The sequence below is a fragment of the Bacillus sp. FSL R12-0074 genome (assembly GCF_038005725.1).
GTDB lineage: Bacteria > Bacillota > Bacilli > Bacillales > Bacillaceae_G > Bacillus_A > Bacillus_A mycoides.
Genome location: NZ_JBBOTR010000001.1, coordinates 1,874,350 through 1,898,075, shown reverse-complemented (window position 1 = coordinate 1,898,075; position 23,726 = coordinate 1,874,350). Strand labels below are relative to the sequence as shown.

Below are 23,726 nucleotides of genomic sequence, written 5' to 3'. Positions count from 1 at the left end.
CTATCCCCCCGTATCAATGTTAAGAAATACCTAAATATTTATGACATGTTTCCTTATCCTCTCGCAGTTCCTCCATGAAACCGTTATGCACAATGCGCCCATTATCCATAATGTAAAAATAATCACCGATTTGACTAGCCATCATAAAATTTTGTTCAACAAGTAAAACAGTCGTTTTTTCCTTCATTTTCAAAATAGCTACCATTAATTTTTCTATCATAATTGGAGACAGCCCTTTACTCGGCTCATCAATAAGCAATAGTCCATCACTATTAATAAATGCTCTTGAAATAGCCAACATCTGCTTTTGTCCCCCGCTTAAGAGCCCACTTTTCTTATTCCAAAACTGCTTTAAATCGGGAAATAGTTCGAGCATCCAATCTATTTTCTCTTCAGATTCTTCCCCATTTTTCCCCCTAGCAAGTGAGAATGTCTCTTCTACTGTTAAATCATGAAAAATACCTTGATTTTCTGGTACATAACCTATACCTTTTCTTGAAATTAAATGTGTAGATAACCCATTTACTTTTGTGTTATCATAATAAACTTCTCCATTTGCTATCCGGTGAAACCCCATAACCGAGCGTAATGTTGTTGTTTTTCCAGCTCCATTTCTTCCAAACAATACTGTAATCGTTCCCTTCTCAACCGAAAGGGACACCCCTTGTAAAATATGAAACTGATCTAAATACGTCTCTATATTATTCACTTGTAGTAGTGCCACTATATAATCCCCCTAAATAAGCACTTTGTACTCGCTCGTCTTTCATCATTTCTTCCGGCAATCCTTCAGCCAATAACTCCCCATGAAATAAAACGATAAGATGATCTGATAAATCTAGCACCATATCCATTTTGTGTTCGATAAGTACGATTGTGCTCTCTGGATTCTTTTTAATATTTTCGATTACTTGTAATATAGCCGGAACTTCCTCAACAGAAATACCTGCTGTCGGCTCATCTAGTAGTAATACATCCGTTTTTAATGCTAATAACATAGCAAGCTCTAACTTTCTTTTTTCTCCGTGAGCTAAATCCTTAGCTAATACGTCCCCTTTCTCGTGAAGGAGTACTGTCTTCAAAAGACGTCTCGCTTCTCCAGTTTGCTGCTTTAACTTGGCTGCATTCGGAAAGAAACTGTAATAATCCTGAACAAACGATTGAACACTTAGACGCACATTTTCAAGTACTGTTAGCTCTGGAAAAATATTTGTCAGCTGAAAAGAACGACCAATCCCCAAGCGCGTTCGATCTGAAATTGATAATTTTGTAATATCCTGTCCTTTAAAATAAACTTCACCTTTCGTCGGAGAAATTTGCCCACTTAATAAATTGAATAGTGTTGTCTTTCCAGCACCATTCGGTCCAATTATTGAAATGAGCTTTCCTTTTTGCACCGTTAAATTAACATCCTTAATAACATGATGATCCCCAAAAGATACACAAAGATTTTTCGTCTCTAACAAATGTGTCATAAAATCCCTCCCACTGAAAGCCATGTTTATGAAAGAAACAAGTATAAAGAGGGTATTCCCTCTTTATACAAAAACAACAGAAAATTCAGTCTATTTATTCTGAATTGATGGTTCTGTCTCTTTCATCGTTAATTCTCTCTCTAACACTGGTACTGGATAATCAACACCATCTTGCTTTTTCAGCGTTATAGAATATAGAGTTTGTAATGCTTGATGATCCTTCTCTCTAAATTTCATCTTTCCTTTCGGTGTCTCAAATTCCATCCCTTCCATTTTCTTAATAAGTGTATCTACATCTGTATCGCCCTTCGTTTTCTTTAAAGATTCGACGATAGAAATTGCCGCTGACATTCCTCCTGCTGTAAACAGATCTGGAACAGCACCATTAAAACGTTTTTTATGTTCTTCTACTAGCCAATCGTTCACCTTATTCTTTGGAAGTGAGTGATAATAAACAGAAAACCCTTGCATCCCTATTAGCGCATCCATCGTTTTTAATGCTGGTATATCAGGTGCACCAGTAGAAATTTTAATACCCTGCGCTTCCACATTCATATCTTTCAACTGTTTCCATGGTGAATTCGCACCTGCCCAAACGATAAATAAATAATCTGGTTTTGAGCTAATAATATTTTGAATATTTGCAGTGAAATCAGTTGAATTCGTATCCGCGTATTGCTCGTTTACAATATTCGCACCTAATTTCTTTGCTCCCGCTTTAAATGCTGTAATTCCTTCACGACCGAAAGCATTATCTGGAGCAAACGTCGCAATCTTTACATCTTTTTTAGCAATTGAGGCAGCCCCAGCAATCGCATCTTGCGAAGAGTTTCTACCTGTTCTAAAAATATATTTATTCCAGTTCTTCCCGGTAATACTATCAGCAACTGCTGGTTCTACAACCATAATCTTTTTATACTCTTCAGCTAGTGGTAAAACTGCTAATGTATCACTTGAACTAGATGATCCGACTAAAAAATCAACTTTCTCTTCTTCTAATAATTTCGTAGCTTTCTTAACCGCTACATCGGCTTTCGTTTCCGTATCTTCTACAACAAACTTAATCTTCTTCCCTTCCACTTTCCCAGTTCCACCAGTTGCATAATCTAACCCTAATTCAAACCCGTTCACTGTTTGTTTTCCATACGATTCTAATGGACCTGTTAACGAAGCAAGAACCCCTACCTTAATCGTTTTTTCATCTTCTGTACTTGTCTTCTTTCCCGAACAAGCTACTGTTACTAATAATGACCCTAAAACACAACCAGTAACCACCGTTCTTAGCCATTTACGTTTTTTCATCGACATTGTGATCCTCCCCATACTTTACTTTCTGATAGAATCAAACACGCCAAATTCCCCTGTCCGTAATCATGACTTTAAAATTGGTAATGGAAAACTCTTGTAGTAACCTCTACATTCGGCACAAATCTATAATCACCTTCCTATTAAATGGAAACGGACATACAATCAATATATATTCCGTTGTTCAAATGAAATTACTGTTTCATTACAGTAATCATCACGCAAAAAGCTGCAAATAATTAACTTAATTCATTAAGTCAATTATTTGCAGCTTACCTAAAAAAATGATTAGAAAAACCGATTAATTATTTTCGACTTTCTCTAACCCCTCAACCAATTGCTTCTTATCTAATCCTTCCCCTATTACTACCAAGTTTGTCGGGAAACCGAAGTCTTGTTCCAGTAAAGTCGGTACCCCGAACGAATATTGGAATAGATGCGGGTATTTATCTCCATGGAATTTCACAAATCCTTTTACGCGATAAATACTATCTGGTAAATTCGAAAGCCATTCGTATAATTTATCTTGATCAATCGATTTCGTAAATTGATACGTCATCGTTTGTATATGTAAATGCTGTTTGACATGTAGTGTCTCATGTTCTCCATCTCTCACAAATTCAGCTTCTTCTATATCTTTTAAAGATATATTACAATACTTTGTTTCAAACAATTTCGCATGATTATTTATTGCTTTTACGTCTTCAAGTACTTTGTTCTTATCTGAATCTGTTAATAAATCTGATTTATTAATAAGAATATGACTTCCATATTTCATTTGCTCATGTAATAGCTGTTGTACATTTGCACTTAATATACTTCGGTTTAACCATCTTACTGCATCTAATACGACTACTATAGATTTCACTTCAAGGAAAGGAGCTAAAATTGGTGATACACATGCATCTAACACTTCAATTGGATGTGCGACACCTGTTGTTTCTATATAAATTACATCTGGTCTTTCTTGTTGATATAAAGAATGTAATTGAATTTCAAGCTCTTCTTTTAACGTACAACAAATACATCCTTTCAGAAGTTCCCTTAACACATTCTCTTTTCCAATAATATCTGTATCTACCGAGTATTCACCGATTTCATTCATCAAAACTGCAACTTTTCGATTTTTCTTCTTTTCTGCTAATAATAAATTTTGCAGCAATGTTGATTTTCCGCTACCTAAAAAACCACCTAATATATGAATTTCTACTTTACTCATTCGACCGACCATCCATTTCTCTACTTCAAATTTCTTCAAAGCGTAATTATTACGATTTATATTTATCATTTTATTAAAAGAATACCTATTTGTAAACAAAACTGCTAGATTATCGTTTCATTTTCCATTCACTTCATGAGCAACTCTAATTCCAGACTCGATTGCCCCTTGCATCCATCCATGTGTTAATGTCGTATGTTCTCCTGCAAAGTGCACTCTACCCGCTGGCGGCGTAATATATGGAAACAATTCAAGCTCTTGCCCTGGTTCAAAAGCTGTAAATGCTCCGCAAGAATACGGATTTTGACTCCAGCTAAAAGATTCTCCCGCAACATACTCACTATAAACCACATTTCCATATATTTGCGCTAAATTTTTCAACGCATAACGAATACTTGCTCTATTCGAGAGACTATCCCACGTTAACGCCTCATCTGCCCACGTATAACTCACTAAAACGATAGCCGCCCCTGGTGTATGAATGCCGTAGCTCGGATAATATGTAAAGCGGATAGGTAAATCTGTAATTGACTTACCACCATATTGTCCTGCTCTTTCCCAAAATCTACTTTTAAACTCTATCGCAATTTTAGTTGAAGCAATATAATTTAATTCACGAATTGCCCGCCTTTTATAATAAGAGAATAAATGATATGGCTGAACTTCTAAAAATCGCAAAGCTGAAAATGGAATTGTGACAATAGCGATGTCACCAGTTACTATAAATGAATTTAACGTTTGTTCATGTGTTACTTGCATCATTACTTTATTATCTTCCTGTATAATTTTTTCTACTTTATACGGCATAAAAATATTATCCTTTAGCTCTGGTAAAAATGAATTTGGTAATTTATCCATTCCGCCCGTTATCTCATAATATTTCGTCGTTGAAGTGAAAAAGATCATTTCGCGTAATACTTCAATTAAAGACATTCCCATGTATGCTTCCATATCAAGAAGTACTCCGATCATATCTATTGCCCCATCTGAATAATACTCGGTTAAAAATGAACCGAGCGAATATGTTTTATACTTTTTTTCAACAATAATCCAGTTTTTATCCGGATCTTTCTTAATATAATTAAGTATCGGTTCCAATACCCCTAACATTAACCCTTCTGCTGTTTTCCCTCTTTCTTTATCTAAAACTGGATATCCAAGTACACTTGGATCCTTTTCAAACACATCCAATCTCGTTCTTTTGTTATTCGTATAAATTATATCTGAAGAAGTTTTATTAATAAAAAGGTTTAACGGTAGTTTAAATTTATGAATGTAGGCTAAAGTTAAATCATGAGTATCCGGAATACGCATAGGGCCTGCGTTAAAATATAACCCTGCGCTAAATGGTTCACGAATCGTATACACCCTGCCACCTATTCTGTTATTCGCTTCTATAATCGTTACCTCGTGTCCAGCCTCTTTTAATAAAGATGCTGCAACTAATCCAGACATCCCTGCACCGGCAATTGTAATCCGTTTGGGGTTATTTGTTTTGGCAAGCCCTTCATGAATAATTTTAAGCATTTCTTCCATCGATAATGGATTCCCCATGCCAATTCCCCTTTTATGAAGGATTTTACTGAATTATATTCATTTAACAGGATTCCTATGTTTCATTCAAGTAATTGAGCGGATACATTTTCAATTACTTGAATATATTTTATAAAATGTAATAAAATAGATATGAAACTATAGAAGTAAGACGTATTATCTTACATAATAAAATTAATGAAATTGCGAGGAATTTTGAAATGAAAAAAGGTATTAACCGTGTTGTATTAGTAGGAACAGGAGCAGTTGGGTGTAGTTATGCTTACTGCATGATTAACCAAGCTGTAGCTGAAGAATTTGTTTTAGTTGATGTAAATGAAGCAAAAGCTGAAGGAGAAGCAATGGACTTAAGCCATGCCGTTCCTTTCGCACCAGCTCCAACAAAAGTTTGGAAAGGTAGTTATGAAGATTGTAAAGACGCAGATCTTGTTGTAATTACAGCTGGATTGCCACAAAAGCCAGGTGAAACACGTTTAGATTTAGTTGAGAAAAACGCTAAAATTTTCAAGCAAATTGTTCGTAGCATTATGGATAGCGGCTTTGACGGTATCTTCTTAATCGCAACAAACCCTGTAGATATTTTAACTTACGTAACTTGGAAAGAATCTGGATTACCGAAAGAACGCGTAATCGGTTCTGGTACAACTCTTGATTCTGCTCGTTTCCGCTATATGTTAGGTGAGTACTTCGATATTGGACCTCATAACATTCACGCTTATATTATCGGAGAGCATGGTGATACAGAACTTCCGGTGTGGAGTCACGTATCAATTGGTATTCAAAAACTACAAACGCTTCTTGAAAAAGACAACACATATAACCAAAAAGATTTAGATGATATTTTCGTAAACGTTCGTGATGCAGCTTATCACATTATTGAACGAAAAGGTGCTACATACTACGGCATCGGCATGTCACTTTTACGTGTTACGAAAGCAATCTTAAGCAATGAAAACAGCGTATTAACTGTATCAGCATATCTTGAAGGTCAATACGGCCAACAAGATGTTTATATCGGCGTACCTGCTGTTTTAAACCGCGGCGGTGTTCGTGAAATTTTAGAAGTTGAACTAAGTGAAGAGGAAGAATTAAAATTCGATCACTCTGTTCAAGTGTTGAAAGAAACAATGGCTCCTGTTCTTTAATCATATTTTTCAATCAAAAAAGCAATCCGATTTATATTGGATTGCTTTTTTATATTTTTATAGTTCCCCCTCAATTTAAACGGTAATATTATCTATAAAAAGGGGTGATTTCATGAATGATTCTTTGACGATTGCAATCCTCTTGCTAGCTGTAGCATCCTTAATACTTTTCCTCTTCTTAATCATCAGAACGCTATTTCCAACTAAAAAATATGATAAGAATCTCGGATTGATTCTAATTATTTTAAGCTTGTTAGCAATACCGATAAGTATCTTCCTTGTAGGAGGATGGGCAGGTATGGGAGTTAGTGTAATCGCAGTCTTTATTTTTGCTGCTGTTATTATAGCTTTAATTGCAAATACCTTCATTAAACTACCTCCTCCAAAGAAAAAATAATAAATGACCGATGTTTTCATCAAGAGAAAACATCGGTCATTTTCTATCACTTATTATCTTTAATCGGTTCATCATTATTTACATCAAGTACATCTAATAAAAAGATAAAGATTGGAATCCCAATAATAAGCCCCCATATTCCGAGGAAATGCTCTGAAAAGATAAGAATCATAAATGTATAAAAAACAGGTAAATTCGTTTTTGCAGACATAAATTTTGGATTTAATAAATAACTTTCAAGAGCGTGGATTACTGTAATGAACACTAGTATGTAAACAACATACACAACCCCGCCGACGTTATAGGCAATGATACAAAGTGGAAACAAGGAAATAATAACACCAGCAACCGGAATCAAACCGAGTAGAAAGACCATGACAGCCAATACAAGAAGCTGTGGAAATCCTAAAATGACAAGTGCAATTACAGTGAGTACACAATTTACAACCGCAATTAAAAACTGTGCTTCAATCACTTTTCCGAACGATCTTGCAAACCTTTCACCGAAATATGCAATCTCCTCATAAAAAATTTTCAGCTTACTATCTTTAAATTTCGAAGTAAATGCTATAATGCGTTCTTTTTCTAATAGGAAAAATAAGCTTAAAATAAGAGAAAGTAGTATTTGTAAACTGACTTTTCCTATGTTTGCTATCGATTGATAAATGACATCTACACCTTGTTCGATATATTTCGATACTTCCATTCCATTAATTGTCGAAAGTGCATATTTAATTATCTCGTTATCAGGTGGATTTTGAAAAAACAATTTAAATTGATAAATTAATTGTGAAATTTGTATCGTTAGTACAGGCAAATATTTATATAGTGTAGTTACAATAAACGTCACTAACACAATATATAAACCAGCAATAACCACTTTCCTATTTACTTTCAATTTTTTTGAAATAAACTTTTGAAATCGATCCATCAAAAACGTGAGAATAAACGTAATTAATATTAAATTAATCATACTTTTTAATCCATACAATACAAGCACTAATATTATTAAAACGAGAAACCGTTGAAACCCTCTGCTTCGAAAGAAATTTTTCACTTCATTCATTAAGAATTAACCTCCCCCTTCAATGGATGGAAATTGGATATATTACATTTTATGAACTTCTATAGACAATCTTTCTTACTAATTAGGAAGAATCCTTTTTTTCTTTTCTAATGTCGGATTTTTCATCTAATACTTTTCTAAAAACTACTTTATCAACTCTATATTTTAGGAGATCATCTATTTTTAGATTGTTGCTCCTTAGTAGATTTTTCATATCGAAAAAAGAGAGTTATCTATTACTTAACCCTCTCTAGAAAAATGCTAAATGAAAAGCTTAATTATTTCTTTTTTGCATTTGCTTCGCTAACAATTCCTTCACTTGGTTATACGTTAACCCTGAATTTTTGTTTAAACGCTTTACTTCCTCGACATCAGTACCTACCACTGTATATTTTTTCTCATCACTCATATTTCCACTTCCTTTTTCACCAGATCATTTCTTATATTTCTTCCCTAAACTCTTGTCAACTACCCCCACTGAGATGAAGCGTTTCAGTGGGGGCTTGAGTTAGAACGCTAGGTCTTTTCGTCTATCGCTAGACAGTTTGACGCTCTAGAATTCATGCCACCTTACAGTAACACCCCAAGTATGTTTTTGGTTGGTACTAGAAACGAACAATCGTTTCCCCACTTGCACCACCCTTTCGAAAAAGAGCAGTTCTTCCTTATAGAAGAAGCCACCACTCAGATGAATCCGGCGTGTGCTACAAGCCCCGACAAGTCGAGTACACATGGATGGTTGACGCACCCACTAAGCTATGCACAAAGCAACAGCCTTACGTTTTTGCACTTTTAATAGAATCGGCGTTTTTACTTTGAGATTGTCATCCAATTCTACAACTTTTGATTTTTGCAATGTATTCAACGTACCATTAATATCAGCGTGAATACATTTCCCTGATTTACTTTGATACATTCCACGAGTGATTCGTTTGCCACTAAAGCGATAATGCGTCCTGTCTTCCTTAGACCAAACTGGAACCCTATCTTTGTCAAGAAAACTAGCTTTTGAAGTATAGCTTTCTTCTTGTTTCAAAAATCGGATGCCTTCTTTTACACATTTATTCTCAATTGCTGCAATCAGTTTATGAAATGGGATTTGAACAAATTTTTGGTTATTCTTTTTTCCCATATCAGATTTTTGTTTCCAACCAGTGTTATACCCTACGACAACCGTATCTATACTGAATGCTTTCACTTTTTTGAACAAAAAACCTACAGTTTGTGAAATGTAACCATTTATTTGTCTTTCTCGTTTATGCCAAAGTGCAGCCATTTTGTTCGTTACAACTCGTTTTGAAAGTCCATTTTCCACATTTTTCAGTTGCAGATTACGTATCATTTTGTTGAAGTACTGGTTAATGGATTTAAGTTTTTTTCCATCAATTAAAAATGTGTCACCTGTATTTGTTGCGCAACTTACTAATCTGTCTACACCTAAATCGCAACTCAAAGCGTTACTAGTAGTCGTGGATTGCTTCTTCATTTGAGAAACGTGCATTTCATATGTGTAATGCACCTCAAAGAACCGACCTTTTTGCTTCGGTACAATCTCAATGTAGGAGATTTTTTTATTTCTTACGTTTTTAGGCATACGTATTTTAATGGAACCGAATTTTTTTCTGAATGCCACATTCATCGGAATCATCCAATACCCGTTATCATCCACTTTTGGAACTTGATAGATTTCAATGATTCGTTTGTCCGTTGAACCAGAATAATTCGGAAACCTAGGACGGCCTGTGAATGTTTCCGGTTTTTTCTTCCACTGTTCCCATGCTTTAAAAAAGCTTTTTACTTCTGTAAATAAGGCTCTACGAATCGCTTGAACAGAGTTTGATTGGACGCCCGAGTAGTTCATATCGGCTTGCATGGCAGTGTCCACTTCTTTTACAGTAGCCATCTTGTTATTATTCAGATAACTTTGTTTAATCGTGTACAATCCAACATTTCGCAACGCTTTTGAACTATGTGACATGCGTTGCAGTAGACGAAATTCTTTCGCAGTAAGGCAAGCTCGTCCGATATTCTGTTTCTGAGTGAAGCGTTGCATGTTTTCTCTTTTCTTTTGTTTACGTAATACTTTTACTGCTTTCTTTCTACCCATTGTTTTCACCACCTCGTATGATTAAGTTAGGTTTTTTAGGAATGGGATTCACCTATAAACCCAAGAGTATCCAGCTTTATGAGATACTTATATTTGTAGATAGAGTGTTGCCGATCACCACCTTGAATCCTTGTATTCGATTGAAAGATTGGTACCTCTGTCTAATAAGTAGTTTACGAATGAGTTGGATGTTGATGACCATTGGTCATTCTTCGTATCTCTTACGAGGTAGTAGCGCTTATTAGTTCAGGGGAGGATAACACTATCTAAAAATCATCAAAATAGGGGTGTATACTATGTTCTACTTAGGTATTGATATTGCCAAACACAAGCACTATGCTTCCATCATTGATTCCACTGGGAAACCTATTACCAAGCCATTTCCTTTCCACAATCATAAAGAAGGTGGACAAGCTTTATTAACTTGGCTTTACCGATACATTAGTTCTCCGACAGAACTGTCAATCGGGATGGAGGCTACCGGTCACTATTGGATAGCTGTCTATTCTTTTCTACTAGATCATGGTTTTTCTGTGATTGTACTGAACCCACTCCAAACCAATGCATGGCGAAAGGGAACAGAAATTAGAAAGAGAAAAACAGATGCCATTGACGCCACTATGATTGCCGATGTCATACGATTTGGCCGCTCCCTTGAAACTCCACTCGTAGACGAGAAAATGTTCGCTTTAAAACAACTAAGCCGGTTTCGTAATTCTCTTGTACGTAATATAAGTGATTTAAAACGCAAGGCGCTTGTCGTGTTAGATCAAACCTTTCCAGAATATCAAAGTATTTTCTCTAATGTCTTTGGCAAAACGTCTTCACAGCTCCTAATTGAATATACATCTCCTAGCGATTATGAAAGACTGTCTATTGATGATTTGACACTAATAATTGAGCAAGCAAGTCGTTGCCGACTTGGAAAAAAAACAGCCAATCAACTGATGGAATTAGCCTCAAACTCATTTGGTGTCACCTTTTGTAAAGATGCTTTCTCATTCCAATTAAAAATGTTGATGGAGCAAATCCGCTTTATTGAAACTCAGTTGAGAGAATGTGAGAATCAAATGTCTCAACTATTAAGTGACTTAGATACACCAATCACTACTATTCCGGGTATTGGTCCTATATTAGGTGCCACCATATTAAGCGAGATTGGGGATATAGACCGCTTTGACAAACCTTCTAAACTTGTGGCTTATGCCGGTATTGATGCCACTATTTCTCAATCAGGTCAATACGAATCAACTGGTATGTCTATGTCCAAACGTGGCTCCTCCCATCTACGTAGAGCATTATTTCAAGCGGCTATTACTGCTTATAAACATGATCCTGTATTAAAAGCTTTTTATGAAAAGAAACGAAATCAAGGAAAACACTATTATGTTTGTATAGGAGCTGTAGCTAGGAAGTTGTGTTATATTGTCTATGCCATTCTAAAGAGTAATAAACCCTATAAAATTCCTCCATTCCCCTGCCAGAGATAACTTTTTTATTTTTTGAGACTTCTCAAGGTTTATTTAAGTTACCCTTTTTTAGGGTAAACACTCTTCATTTATATTGTATTTCACGCTTGACATTTCATAGTTGGTCTTTCTCAGGGGGTTCATTAAAATCAGTTCATTCCTTGTGATTCAATGTACTTACGGATAGAACCTATAGGTGCACCGCCCGTTGTTAAAAGACAATAACTTCGAGACCAAAACATTTCTTTCCATAGATCATGTTTTATCTTAGGAAAATCTCGTTTCACGAAACGAGAACTAACACTTTTGTAACTGTTAATCGCTTTTGACAAATCAATGTTTGGAACTGAACGGAACAAAACGTGAACATGGTCTTCATCGTGATTCCATTCTTCTACAGTAATTCCTTTTGGCTCAAGCAACCGAATGAAGTGCTCTTTCAGATAATCTGAAATTTCATCGTTCATCACTTTTTTACGGTATTTAATAACCAAAACTAAATGATAGTAGAGTAAGAACACTGAATGATTATTATTATCTAATTTCGTTGTCATATATATTGTCTCCTTATCTACGACTAATTATATCGCAAGACGCAAAAGAAACAAATATTCGCTCTTTAAAAAATTGTTATGAACGAAACAAAAGAGTTCAGCCTACCTTCTGACGGCAATTCATCTCCACCTGAATTGTTGGGTTTCACCCGTAACACAAATCAGATGGATTCTTCTTGCCGAAAAGGATAAATTAACACACATAAGCTGTACTAAATTAAATAGACTATGTTCAATAGCTAACGGAAGTTTAGTTGCGTAAGAGGAATAGATAAAAAAATGTCGAATTTATTATACTTGTTGAATTTGAGGACTTGGAGGATACATTTTGAAAAAATATGAGTTTAAAAATAACATTCCAACATTGGAAGAGTACAAATATTTGTGCGAGTCTGTGGGATGGACTAATTATATGAATTTTGAAGTGGTGGAAACTTCACTGAAGAATTCTGTTCACTGCATCACAGTCAAGGATAATGAACAAATTGTGGGTATGGGGAGAATTGTTGGTGATGGGGCTATCTATTTCTATATTCAAGATATAGTAGTCCATCCAGATTATCAGAAAAATGGAATCGGGAAAGAAATCATGCATATTTTGGTTGAATACTTAAATCAGAATGCCCCTGATAAGGCATTTGTCGGTTTGTTTGCATCACAAGGTAAAGAATCTTTCTATGAAAAATATGATTTTAAAGATTACTCACCAAACATGACGGGGATGTTTACTGTCATTTCAAAAAAATAAACATAATAGATTTTTAATTATACGTCATCAATATTGAAGAAATTGTTCTCACAGTAATGCTTATCTTAAATAAGATCTTCCACGATTGGGTGTGAATATTAAATAAGAAAGGACAGTAGATAGTATATATACTATCTACTGTCCTTTCATTTATCTAACTTTTTTTAATTTTGATTTTGAATTGTATTTTTTAATAAAATTTCACTACATCTTCAGTAGGTAAGAATGTTCTTTCCCCTGGTTGTTCATTTGGCTCACCAAATGGCATTTGTCCTACTAAGCTCCACTCTGCTGGAATGTTCCAAGTTGCTTTCACTTCAGCATCTACGATTGGATTGTAATGTTGTAATGACGCTCCAATTCCTTCAGCCGATAATAGCATCCATACAGTATGTTGTAGCATTGCATTTCCTTGATGAGACCAGAATGGGAACTGATCTTTATACAATGGTGCATTTTCTTGCATTTTTTCTACTGTTGCTTGATCTTCAAAGAATAGAACTGTTCCTACACCTGCATGGAAGCCTTTTAGTCTTTCTACTGTTGCTTCAAAATTTTCTGCTGGCACGCGTGATCTAAGCGTTTCTTTTACGATATCCCAAAACTTTTCATGCTCTCCATCCATTAATACAACCATACGGCCACTTTGCATATTGAAAGAAGTTGGTGCGTGTAAAGCTGTTTTTAAAACTTCTTCAATTCTTTCTTTTGTAATTGTAGCGTTTTTTGTTACTTTACGAATTGAACGACGGTTCACGATTGCTTCTTTTAAATTTGTTGTAGTTGCTGACATTTTAATTCCTCCAAATATATGTTTTATTATTTTTATTTAAACAAATCAACTTGAGTCTTTCATGCAAGACGAATTAGCAATATCCATCCGTCTTACATTGCATACCTTCAAATGAATTTGTTTTATCCTTTTCGATTTCTTTATCAATTACTCTTTCTAACGTTTCTTTACTAGCAAGCCCTTGAATGACTTCATCACCAATCATGACAGTTGGAACAGCCATAATATTTGCTTCATCATATGCATGTTGAATTGCTTCTTGATGTTGTTCTTTATATTTACGAGTTACTAAAGCATCTTTAAATTCTGCTTCAGGAAGCCCTACTTCTACCGCTAATTTCGTTAATACATCAATATCTTCAATGTTTTGCTCTTCTTGGAAAAACGCAGTAAATACGCGGTGATGATACTCATTTCCAAGTCCACGCTCTTTCGCGAATTGGCACCCTTCAAAAGCTAAATGTGTATATGGATGCGGAGAAACGCGGGGCAGACGCATTTCAACCCCTAATTTTTTTGCAGTAGGAAGAATGAAAGAATCCCATGAACCTAACTTATCTGGCTCGTTCCAAGGATCTATTTTAGAATATGGACTTGGACGCAATTCAAATGGCATCCATTCGATTTCTACATCTTTCTCTTTCGCTACTTCATCTAATGGGCCTTTTGCTAAAAAGCAAAACGGGCATATAAAATCTGAGTATACTTTCATTTTTACAGTCATATCTTTTACACCTTACCTTCTTTTTATTTTTAGATGTAACCAAAACAGTTACAATTTTAAGAAAAAAATATGCATTCTCTTTTAGAGACTTGCAATTATCATATTATGCATTCATTTTTTGTTGTAAAGATTCAAATAACTGCCCCATCGTAATATTTCTCAACACTTCTTCCATCGCAGATTGCGCCTGAACTAAAATAACCTCTAAAACAGCTTGAATATTCGCCCCAATTGGACAGTCTGGATTCGGTTTTTCATGAATGTGAAATAGTTTGTCTTCTTCCACTACATTCACTGCATGATACACATCTAACAATGTGATTTCATGTAAATCCTTTAATAATCCCGCGCCACCTGGTCCGCGATTTACGTAAACAAATCCAGATTGTTTCAAGTAAGACATTATTTTACGAATGACTACCGGATTTGTATTTACACTCTCGGCCATATAGTCTGAAGTGCAAACTGAAGATGGATTGTTTTTCAAAATAGATAAAATATGAACAGCTATAGAAAAGCGGCTACTAATTTTCATCGTGATCACCACCTCTATGTAATCATTATAGTTACAACCGGAATATAAGTCAATCCTTTTTACAAATTTTTTAAAGCAAATAAAAAAGTGCCCCATTACAATATATGAGACACCTCTTCTTATTCTGCAAACAAGTCTTGAAATTCTTCAATAAATAGCTGCACAGCGATTGAAGAATCCTTTAATGAAGGAACAGCTAAAGCAATTTCTCTCCATACTTGTGGTTCCAATTCTCTCGTTTGTATATTCTTTGGTAAACTCGTTAAAGATAACTCAGCCAAAATTGCGATTCCTAATCCTTCTTGAATCATATTTAAAGCTGTTGTAACTGTGGAAATTATATATTCAGCCCGAAGTGGTACGTTCGCTTGTTTAAACATATCGATAATGGGTGGTTCGTACCCACCCTTACATAATATGATCGGTTCATTCTCTAAATCACCTATTGTAATAGAATCGTTCTTACAAAGAGGATGATCCTCTCTTAAGACAACAACCATTTTCCCCTTCGTTAAGGGCACGATCTCCATATCTTTATTAGGCAAAATAACAATTCCTATATCAACAACCCTCGATACTAACCAATCTTCAACTTCTTTAATCGTGCCTTCACAAAGAACGACTTCTAAGTTCGGATACTTCTCCTTAAAAAGATTTATCATTTTGGGTAAGAAATGTGCAGAAGCACTCGGAAAACTCCCAATTCGAATCGTCCCAACTTCGTGCCCTTTCTCCATCGCTACTTCTTGTTCAATCTTCTCCACGCCGTTTAAGATTTCTCTAATATGTACAAGAATTCTATTTCCAACATCCGTAACGATTAGCCCTTTTCGTTTATCGCGTATAAGAATGGTAACTCCTAACTCTGACTCAATGCTTGAAATCGCATGACTTACAGCTGGCTGTGTCATATTTAACATCCCGGCAGCCTTCGTAAAACTCCCTAATTCAACCGTTTTAATTAAAACTTGAAGTTGTGTAATGGTCATAACTAATCACTTATACTCCTTATAAAAAAGATTCATTTTATTTATCATAGTCGATATCATATCATAGTGAAATGGAATACAACAAGGAGGGATTACAGTGACACAGCTTTCTCGAACTAAGACGGCCATAATCCTTACATTTCTCGTTATTATGTGGGGAATTAATTGGCCGTTATCAAAATTCGCTCTGCATTACACACCACCCGTACTCTTTGCAGGGATTAGAACATTAATAGGAGGATTTATCTTACTTACTTTCGCATTACCGAAATACAAACAATTAAATTTAAAGGAAACTTGGCATTTATACTTTATTTCATCTTTACTCAATATTATTTTGTTTTACGGACTACAAACTGTCGGACTTCAGTATATGCCCGCCGGACTCTTCTCCGCAATCGTATTTCTCCAACCTGTCTTACTCGGCATTTTCTCATGGATTTGGCTTGAAGAATCTATGTACGGCTTGAAAATTTTCGGACTTATTCTTGGATTTATTGGTGTTGGGGTTATTAGCTCTAGTAGTTTAACTGGACATATTTCTATTATCGGTGTACTACTTGCTTTAGGGTGCGCTATCGGCTGGGCACTCGGCACAGTATTTATTAAGAAAACTGGACACCGCGTTAATGCCATTTGGATGGTAACACTTCAGCTTATTATTGGCGGACTTTGCTTAATCGGATTTGGTTCAGAATTTGAGAGCTGGTCTAACATCGCTTGGAGTATACCATTTGTAAGTGTACTACTATTCATCTCGTTCTTTGTTATTGCAATGGGATGGCTCGCTTACTTTACACTTGTAGGAGCTGGTGAGGCAAGTAAAGTTGGGGCTTATACGTTCCTTATCCCACTGATCGCTATTATTGTAAGTTCAATTTTCTTACATGAGGCCATTACAATTAGCTTATTCATCGGACTTTTATTTATTATCGTAAGCATTTGTTTTGTAAATATAAAGCCGAAAGCACTTGCTGTAAGGCAGCAAGTTGAAGTGAAATAAATAGATATGAGAAAGAGTCTACCACTTGTAGGCTCTTTCTTTTTTACCATTTTATGAGTACAGTCACTTAACATCTTAGCAAAAGGAAAATTTTCCTTTTTTATTGTATGATGATAATTAAGTAGAAAATATTATCTCTAATACATATGTATGGACTAACAATTCTAATCATAAGGGGGAATTATATGGTTTTACAGTATAAAGAATTTGGAGATTCAAGCTCTCCACTTATGGTTTTTATTCATGGGGGCGGAGTCAGTGGATGGATGTGGGACAAACAAATTAAACATTTTACTAACTTTCACTGCCTTGTTCCTGATTTACCCGAGCAAGGGGAAAATAGTAGTAAGGATCATTTTTCAATACACTTTAGTGCTGAAAAAATCATCGAATTAGTTGAAGAAAAAGGACAAGGTAAAACTGTTATAGTAATCGGTTTTTCGTTAGGTGCTCAAGTATTAATTGCAATGCTCAGCATGAAACCAAACTTAATTCAATACGCTATGATAAATAGCGCATTAGTTAAACTAATTCCTTTCGCTAAAACATTAATAAGATCCCTTGGCTTAACCTATCCACTTATAAAGAGTAAGACGTTTTCCAAAATACAAGCAAAATCAATGTGCATAGATGAAACACAATTTGATAACTATTATCATGAAAGTTGTCAAATAAGTAAAAATACATTTGTGAGGATATTAGAAGAAAATATGTCGTTTACAATACCAAAAGGTTTCGAGAATGCTAGTAGCAATATATTAGTGACTGTTGGAGAAAACGAAAAAAGAATCATGAAAGACTCGATGACTGCAATCCTTGAAAGCAATCCTAATTGCACAGGTATTATCATTCCTAAAATCGGTCATGGAATCCCTTTAGCAAATCCCAAACTATTTAATACTTTAATTGAAAACTGGCTTAAGCATGATAACCTACCAGAAGAAGTAATGACAGTCAATTGAGTTCCTTATCTTAATAAACCATGTTGTATTTGTAGCTCTACCCCCCCTCGAAGCTGCTTAATCTCAAAATTTTATTAACAAAGGTCTCATTACTTTCAATGAGACCTTTCAATGTTCCCTACTTTTTACGACGTACTACAAAAACACACGTACCTATGGAAGATACAATCGCTAAAACTGATAAGACAATTGCTATTGTTTGCATATTACTTGTACCTTCATTTTTTTCCACACTAGATACTTCACCATGTTCCCCTGTTAATGATGTACCTTTTGCAATCGTAGTAAGTGAGTGGGGCTTTTCAGCTTTCTCATCGCCTGTCCATTCAACAATTTCTCCATCTTTATATTGTTGATATGCATTCCAAGCTATTTGTTGCTCTTTATCTGGATTTTTAGCAACGAAAGTAAATCGTTGGAACTGACCAGGTAAAATCCCTTCTCCTGTTGCTTCCCATATTACAGTTTTAACTTTTCCAGCTGCATCTTTTTGTTCTTCCACTTTCCACCCTGGCACTGGCTCGTACTGTTGAAACTCGACTCCAGACGGTATTTTCAGTGTGACTTTTGTTGTTGCCATATTCTTTTCAACAGGTACCTTTATTGTATAAGTCTCCCAAGAGCTAACGTCAGAAGTTGCTGGTTTCACAGTTACGTGAGCACTAACAGGTAACGAAAAAATCCCCATTGCAATTATTGTTGCGATCATTGTTGTTCCTAATTTTTTTATACGTTTCATTTTCTATAAACTCCTTTTCATTTATAACGTCTTTTTTATCTGCCACCTACAATAAATTTATAATCCGTATCGAAACTATCAAGAGATTTTGTTAATCCGTGAACTTGTATATTCCAGTTTCCTGTCATGTTAATATACATACCTTCCGCTTCATATTCTCCCGGTGACACTGCCGAAACTTTAAATGAACCTTTGCCCATATTCATATCTAAAGATTGAGTCGTCAATACAATTTGTTCCATATCAGTAACAGGCTGTCCATTCTCATCCTTCAAAGTAATATGAAATGTATTCTGTCCTACCTTATTAGGACTTACATGTAAAGTAAGTTCATATCCATTATCTAATTGTTTACTCTCTGTAAAAGGTCCCGTAGGAGGCATCGGCGGCGTTTGTACATTTGTCATAAAAGCTACGATTACGAAAACGATAATTCCAATGATAAACTCTACTTTCACCGTAGCTCCTAACCTTTGCTGCGCTCGCATTCTCCCTTTCACATAATGAATAATTCCCAATATCCCCATACACACGAATAAAAGTATCTTTGCTAATAAGGCCAATCCATACTTCGTATCAAATAGGGAATGGATCGTGGGAATAAAAAATGTACTGTTAAAAAGACCCGTTAATAAAATCACTATGACAGTACCTGTTGCCCATGGTGAAAAACGCTTAATCGCATCCCAATACATAGTCCACTTGTCATCCTCTTTACGTAAAAGAAGAACAATCGATGATAGCCCCCCCATCCATAACGAAGCTGCGAATAAATGTAGAAAGTCCATAACGACAGCAATTTCTTTAAACTTTAATCCATATGCATGACTATTGAAGGCTTTCATAACAAGTAACCCAATAAATAATACAATTGGAATGCTCCATACTTTAAACGACGAAAGCCTCTCACTCTTCACTGCAAAATATGTAACAATCATAAGCGTACTAATAAGAGCCATTTGAGTGATCCATACATAACCAAAAACAGATAGCTGTAATGTTTCTTTTAATAATAAAGGATCGAATGCTTCTAACCATGAAACATCAGCATTTATTTTCGCTTGCAACGGTAAATTGAAAAGTAAACTAATGAATATCCCAAATAATGATATCCATATTATTTTCTTACTCCTCGACTGAACTTGACTTGCACTTCCTTTATAAAGGATAAGATTAAATAATAAAACACCGATAAATAGAGAAAAACTTGTATATAAAATTCCGCGTTCCATAATCATATCGATTTGGGGAACATAGCCCATCTCTTCTACTTTTATATCATCTGTTCCCGCTTCTGCTAATCCAATACGGAATGGAATAACTCCTTGAATCGGATGTCCATCAGCTGAAATAGCTTTCCACTGAATAGAGTAGAGACCATTTTTGAGATTCTCTTTTAACCCAGCCTCTAATATTTTTTTGTTTTTCTTATCAATATGTGCATCTTTTAAATCTACTCTTTTACCTGAGGTGTCTCTTACGAACAATGTATTAAAACTTGAAACTTGTATGTCCTCATCGAATTCAATTTTCACAACAGATGGTGCTTTCTTTAACGTTTCATTTTCAGCAGGATTTGATTTCACAACATACGCATGAGCAGATGCGCTTTTTGGTATCAATATGATAAACACGCACGCTATTAATAGCCATGCCCCTAACCTTCGTATTACTTTCACAATCATTTCACTTCTTTCTTCTTTCTCGCTACACTTTCATTACTTTTTACTTCCCAAGTTTTATTTCTTGATAAAATATTAACCTGATTAAGTATAAGGATTTATTTAGTATCACTCTCTATTTATTCCTCACCTCTACACTTCCAACAAAATAGTAGCTACTTATATATATATTACTTATATTTTTAAAGTAGATTATTATTATAGCATAAAATATATTTATGTAAGTTTCTAAAGAAGAAAAGTTATCGTGAATCATTTGTGAAAAAAGTGTGAAATAACCTCCCATATAAAGAGAAATACACAAATTAAAAAGGCGTTACGTTATTACGTAACACCTTTTCTCAAGGATAAAATCCCTTTATTTCTCTTCCGGATAATCACAATACTCAATAATTGTTCCCTCTGTATCCGCTGGGTTAAGGTAAATTAATCGTCTACCATGCTTATTGATGCGAAGCGTATGTTCTAACGTTCGAATCCCTTGTTCCTTTAATTCTTCTAAAGCTACATCTAAATCGTCTACATGATACGCAACATGATGGACACCTTTCCCTTTTTGCTTTATAAATCGTGCTATTGGAGAAGTTGTATTATTCGTTGGCGCAAGTAATTCGATTCTATCACCATCAACTTCAAGAATAGCTACTTCGCTTTCAACACCAGGTGCTTCACTTACGTATCGATCTATTAAAGTTCCTGATAAAACCTTTTCATAAAACTGTATCGTACTATCTATATCACGAACTGCGATCCCGATATGGTCAATTGTTTTTTTCATTTTATTTCCCCTATTACTTTATTTTTTCTATTCTTATCAATAGTAACAAAAAAAGTTATAGAATCAAATTCTATAACTTTTTTCATTTAACTTATTTTCTTATTCGCACTAGCTGCTGGGCGAACTCCATTTTTCATTTTCACAACGCTAATGCCGTATCCAATTAATCCACCAATTACTGCTGGTAATACCCAGCCTAATCCAACTTCATGCATTGGAAGTAACTTAGTAAGAATATCGCTCACTACTGCTAATTTCACACCAGCAGCACTTAATCCATCAAACATACTTACAATAAATGTTACTAATAAACTTCCCTGATACACTTCAGCTCTTCCATTGAACAATGGGTGAAGGAACGTTAGGAAAATTAATACGATTGCTAATGGATAAATCGCTGTTAATACAGGAACTGAAATTGAGATTAATTGTGTTAAACCTACATTTGCAACAACTGCACTGAACACTGATAACGTAATTGCAATCGTTTTATATGGAATACTTGGGAATAGCTTATGGAAAAATGAAGAACACGCTGAGACAAGTCCAACACTAGTTGTTAAACATGCCGCTATAACCATTATACCTAATATAACTCCGCCGTATGAACCGAAATAATAGCTTGAAACTTTTGCTAATACTGCACCACCGTTATCTAAGTGACCAAGTTTCGCAACACTTGAAGCCCCCATAAATGAAAGTGCTGAATAAATTATTGCTAAAATAGATGCAGCGATCAATGTTGCTTTTGCACAAACAATCATAATTTCTTTTTTTGTTTTTGCGCCCTTTTCTTTAATAGCATTGATAATGATAATACCAAATACGAATGATGCTAACGTATCCATTGTTAAGTATCCTTCTTGGAACCCTTTAAAGAACGCATGTGATGTATAAGCCTCTGCAGGTGCTTGCATTTCTCCCATTGGATGAATAAAAGCAAAGACTACCAAAATTCCAATAAACGTTAATTTAATTGGCGTCAAGATTTTTCCAACAATATCGACAATTTTCGCAGGATTTAGCGAAAAAAAACAAGTGATGCTAAAGAATACAATTGTAAAAAGAATTAGCGCTGTAGAACTTAAGCCTTCTGGCACGAAAGGTTTAATACCAATTTCATAAGAAACGCTTCCTGTTCTCGGAATAGCGAATAACGGACCGATCGCTAAGTATAAAACTGTCGTAAATACAATTCCGAATACTGGATGCACTCGGCTTGCTAATGACTGTAAATCTTCTTTACCTGAAATCCCAAATGCTAATACACCTAGTAATGGTAAACCTACTCCTGTTACTAAAAATCCAGCGTTAGCAATCCATACATTCTCTCCTGCCGATTGACCAAGCATCGCTGGGAATATTAAATTTCCTGCTCCAAAAAATAGTGCAAATAACATTAATCCGATAACTACTATGAACGAAAACGGTACTTTATTCGCCATAATATAACCCCCATTCAAATTTCCTTATCTCATTTTCCAATTTTAACTAATTGAATTTTCTGAATATTTAATTTAAGTATCAACTATTCTTGAACTTATTATAATTTGTTATATAATATTTTGCAATACTATTTTCAAACTTTTCATTTATTTTATGAATATACATTTTTTTACACGGAAAATAGACTAAAAAACCAACATGGTCATCCATGTTGGTTTTACATTTACTATCATTAATTAAAATTTCGCCGCTACTTTCTTAACGTTATCTAAACCTTCTTCAACAATTTGCTGTGAGCGATCTGGATATTGATTGTGTCCTTCAATTACAACTGTCTCTGGATTTGCAATTCCCCAGAACCCAAGTACGTTTGTAACGTAATTAACAGCCATTTCCATAGGAGCCATTTGTTCAGAAGAGTAATCTGAACCACGAGCACCTAAAACAACTACTTTCTTATCACCAACTAAACCTTCTGGACCGTTCGCTGTATATTTAAACGTTTTTCCCGCTTGAGAAAGATATGAAATATACGTGATTAATGGTGCTGGTACTGTAAAGTTCCATAATGGGAATGCAAATACTACTTTTTCAGCTTCTAAAAACTGGTTTAAGTACTTATCCACTGTAGCAACTGCCTTCTCTTCTTCAGCTGTTATCTCCATTCCTTGACTACGTTTATATCCACCTGAAATAGCGATATTTCCGTAATACGGAAGATCTAATGCGAATAAATCTAACTCCGTAATTTCTGTATTCGGATTTGCTTCCTTATAAGCACTTACAAATGTTTCATACATTTTTGAACTAATTGCTTGCTCCGCTGGACGATCGTTCGCTTTTACAAATAATACTTTTGACATAGTTTTATTCTCCTCTACTTTTGTATTTTCTTCTTTTTTACCAAATAACGAGCTAAATAATCCCATTTTCTTCACCTAAACTTTCTTATCATATTCATTATTCATCATCATAAAAATTCTTATTCTAATAAAAAGTTCCAATTGATACCTTAACCTAAGTAAATTAAAACTTT

24 protein-coding genes are annotated in these 23,726 nt (G+C 35.0%); 6 read left to right on the top strand and 18 right to left on the bottom strand.

The genetic code is table 11. The features are described 5' to 3' along the window. Positions 1-19: 19 nt before the first annotated feature. The 5 genes from NSS97_RS09870 to NSS97_RS09850 all read right to left on the bottom strand — a co-directional run bounded on the left by NSS97_RS09870 (position 20) and on the right by NSS97_RS09850 (position 5,553). Positions 20-724 (bottom strand): branched-chain amino acid ABC transporter ATP-binding protein, encoded by a 705-nt coding sequence (locus NSS97_RS09870; RefSeq protein ID WP_044444542.1) that lies wholly within the window; start codon positions 722-724, stop codon positions 20-22. Next, positions 702-1,475 carry an ABC transporter ATP-binding protein gene (locus tag NSS97_RS09865; RefSeq protein WP_002135736.1) on the bottom strand — a complete coding sequence of 258 codons (774 nt, stop codon included), beginning with the start codon at positions 1,473-1,475 and terminating at the stop codon, positions 702-704. The genes NSS97_RS09870 and NSS97_RS09865 overlap by 23 nt, the downstream gene beginning before the upstream one ends. A gap of 90 nt (positions 1,476-1,565) precedes the next feature. Continuing rightward, entirely contained in the window at positions 1,566-2,783 is a 1,218-nt protein-coding gene (locus NSS97_RS09860) for an ABC transporter substrate-binding protein (protein WP_107887917.1), read from the bottom strand. Positions 2,784-3,081: 298 nt separating this feature from the next. Continuing rightward, positions 3,082-3,999, bottom strand: a complete 918-nt coding sequence (locus NSS97_RS09855) for a CobW family GTP-binding protein (protein WP_170972649.1) — start codon at positions 3,997-3,999, stop codon at positions 3,082-3,084. Between the two features lie 117 nt (positions 4,000-4,116). Next, positions 4,117-5,553, bottom strand: a complete 1,437-nt coding sequence (locus NSS97_RS09850) for a flavin monoamine oxidase family protein (protein WP_341112362.1) — start codon at positions 5,551-5,553, stop codon at positions 4,117-4,119. A gap of 200 nt (positions 5,554-5,753) precedes the next feature. Between NSS97_RS09850 and NSS97_RS09845 the strand changes: the two genes are divergently transcribed. Together NSS97_RS09845 and NSS97_RS09840 are read left to right on the top strand one after the other, a co-directional pair. Then, positions 5,754-6,698, top strand: a complete 945-nt coding sequence (locus NSS97_RS09845; protein WP_002012312.1) for an L-lactate dehydrogenase — start codon at positions 5,754-5,756, stop codon at positions 6,696-6,698. A gap of 112 nt (positions 6,699-6,810) precedes the next feature. Beyond that, the gene (locus NSS97_RS09840; protein WP_002086206.1) at positions 6,811-7,095 is read left to right on the top strand and encodes a YesK family protein; all 285 of its coding nucleotides are present in this window, start codon (positions 6,811-6,813) and stop codon (positions 7,093-7,095) included. A gap of 46 nt (positions 7,096-7,141) precedes the next feature. Here the strand turns inward: NSS97_RS09840 and NSS97_RS09835 are convergent, their stop codons facing one another. From NSS97_RS09835 to NSS97_RS09825, 3 genes are all read right to left on the bottom strand, one after another. Beyond that, positions 7,142-8,161, bottom strand: a complete 1,020-nt coding sequence (locus tag NSS97_RS09835; RefSeq protein WP_002031308.1) for an AI-2E family transporter — start codon at positions 8,159-8,161, stop codon at positions 7,142-7,144. Positions 8,162-8,435: 274 nt separating this feature from the next. Beyond that, the gene (locus NSS97_RS09830; protein WP_002086208.1) at positions 8,436-8,570 is read right to left on the bottom strand and encodes a hypothetical protein; all 135 of its coding nucleotides are present in this window, start codon (positions 8,568-8,570) and stop codon (positions 8,436-8,438) included. A gap of 342 nt (positions 8,571-8,912) precedes the next feature. Next, entirely contained in the window at positions 8,913-10,268 is a 1,356-nt protein-coding gene (locus NSS97_RS09825) for a transposase (RefSeq protein ID WP_341112359.1), read from the bottom strand. A 296-nt stretch (positions 10,269-10,564) separates the two neighbouring features. Here NSS97_RS09825 and NSS97_RS09820 point away from each other — a divergent pair, with 296 nt between their 5' ends. Continuing rightward, positions 10,565-11,758, top strand: a complete 1,194-nt coding sequence (locus NSS97_RS09820; RefSeq protein WP_341112357.1) for an IS110 family transposase — start codon at positions 10,565-10,567, stop codon at positions 11,756-11,758. A 128-nt stretch (positions 11,759-11,886) separates the two neighbouring features. Here the strand turns inward: NSS97_RS09820 and tnpA are convergent, their stop codons facing one another. Beyond that, entirely contained in the window at positions 11,887-12,291 is a 405-nt protein-coding gene (tnpA, locus tag NSS97_RS09815; RefSeq protein ID WP_044444549.1) for an IS200/IS605 family transposase, read from the bottom strand. Positions 12,292-12,619: 328 nt separating this feature from the next. Between tnpA and NSS97_RS09810 the strand changes: the two genes are divergently transcribed. Next, a complete protein-coding gene (locus tag NSS97_RS09810; protein ID WP_002126872.1) occupies positions 12,620-13,039 on the top strand; it encodes a GNAT family N-acetyltransferase in 420 nt (139 codons plus the stop codon). Between the two features lie 190 nt (positions 13,040-13,229). On the opposite strand, the gene NSS97_RS09805 is transcribed toward NSS97_RS09810, so the two are convergent. The 4 genes from NSS97_RS09805 to NSS97_RS09790 form a co-directional block, all read right to left on the bottom strand. Then, the gene (locus tag NSS97_RS09805; protein WP_002135720.1) at positions 13,230-13,832 is read right to left on the bottom strand and encodes a nitroreductase family protein; all 603 of its coding nucleotides are present in this window, start codon (positions 13,830-13,832) and stop codon (positions 13,230-13,232) included. A gap of 73 nt (positions 13,833-13,905) precedes the next feature. Further along, positions 13,906-14,556 carry a DsbA family oxidoreductase gene (locus NSS97_RS09800; protein WP_107887671.1) on the bottom strand — a complete coding sequence of 217 codons (651 nt, stop codon included), beginning with the start codon at positions 14,554-14,556 and terminating at the stop codon, positions 13,906-13,908. A gap of 103 nt (positions 14,557-14,659) precedes the next feature. After that, complete coding sequence (locus tag NSS97_RS09795; protein ID WP_002064865.1) at positions 14,660-15,091, bottom strand: Rrf2 family transcriptional regulator; 432 nt, start codon at positions 15,089-15,091, stop codon at positions 14,660-14,662. A 119-nt stretch (positions 15,092-15,210) separates the two neighbouring features. Further along, entirely contained in the window at positions 15,211-16,080 is an 870-nt protein-coding gene (locus tag NSS97_RS09790; RefSeq protein ID WP_002012297.1) for a LysR family transcriptional regulator, read from the bottom strand. Between the two features lie 97 nt (positions 16,081-16,177). Between NSS97_RS09790 and NSS97_RS09785 the strand changes: the two genes are divergently transcribed. Together NSS97_RS09785 and NSS97_RS09780 are read left to right on the top strand one after the other, a co-directional pair. Then, a complete protein-coding gene (locus tag NSS97_RS09785; RefSeq protein ID WP_002086216.1) occupies positions 16,178-17,083 on the top strand; it encodes a DMT family transporter in 906 nt (301 codons plus the stop codon). A gap of 185 nt (positions 17,084-17,268) precedes the next feature. Next, the gene (locus tag NSS97_RS09780) at positions 17,269-18,045 is read left to right on the top strand and encodes an alpha/beta fold hydrolase (RefSeq protein WP_087995671.1); all 777 of its coding nucleotides are present in this window, start codon (positions 17,269-17,271) and stop codon (positions 18,043-18,045) included. A 118-nt stretch (positions 18,046-18,163) separates the two neighbouring features. Here the strand turns inward: NSS97_RS09780 and NSS97_RS09775 are convergent, their stop codons facing one another. From NSS97_RS09775 to NSS97_RS09755, 5 genes are all read right to left on the bottom strand, one after another. Beyond that, on the bottom strand, positions 18,164-18,784 hold the full coding sequence (locus NSS97_RS09775; protein WP_107887672.1) for a DUF1775 domain-containing protein: 621 nt from the start codon (positions 18,782-18,784) through the stop codon (positions 18,164-18,166). 35 nt (positions 18,785-18,819) lie between these two features. Then, a complete protein-coding gene (locus NSS97_RS09770) occupies positions 18,820-20,469 on the bottom strand; it encodes a copper resistance CopC/CopD family protein (RefSeq protein WP_107887673.1) in 1,650 nt (549 codons plus the stop codon). A 355-nt stretch (positions 20,470-20,824) separates the two neighbouring features. Further along, positions 20,825-21,244: a VOC family protein gene (locus tag NSS97_RS09765; RefSeq protein WP_107887675.1), complete on the bottom strand. Its 420-nt coding sequence runs from the start codon at positions 21,242-21,244 to the stop codon at positions 20,825-20,827. 86 nt (positions 21,245-21,330) lie between these two features. Further along, positions 21,331-22,689, bottom strand: coding sequence for a branched-chain amino acid transport system II carrier protein (brnQ, locus tag NSS97_RS09760; RefSeq protein ID WP_044444552.1), 1,359 nt, complete (start codon positions 22,687-22,689; stop codon positions 21,331-21,333). A gap of 237 nt (positions 22,690-22,926) precedes the next feature. After that, entirely contained in the window at positions 22,927-23,619 is a 693-nt protein-coding gene (locus tag NSS97_RS09755) for an FMN-dependent NADH-azoreductase (RefSeq protein WP_016092819.1), read from the bottom strand. Between the last annotated feature and the right edge of the window lie 107 nt (positions 23,620-23,726).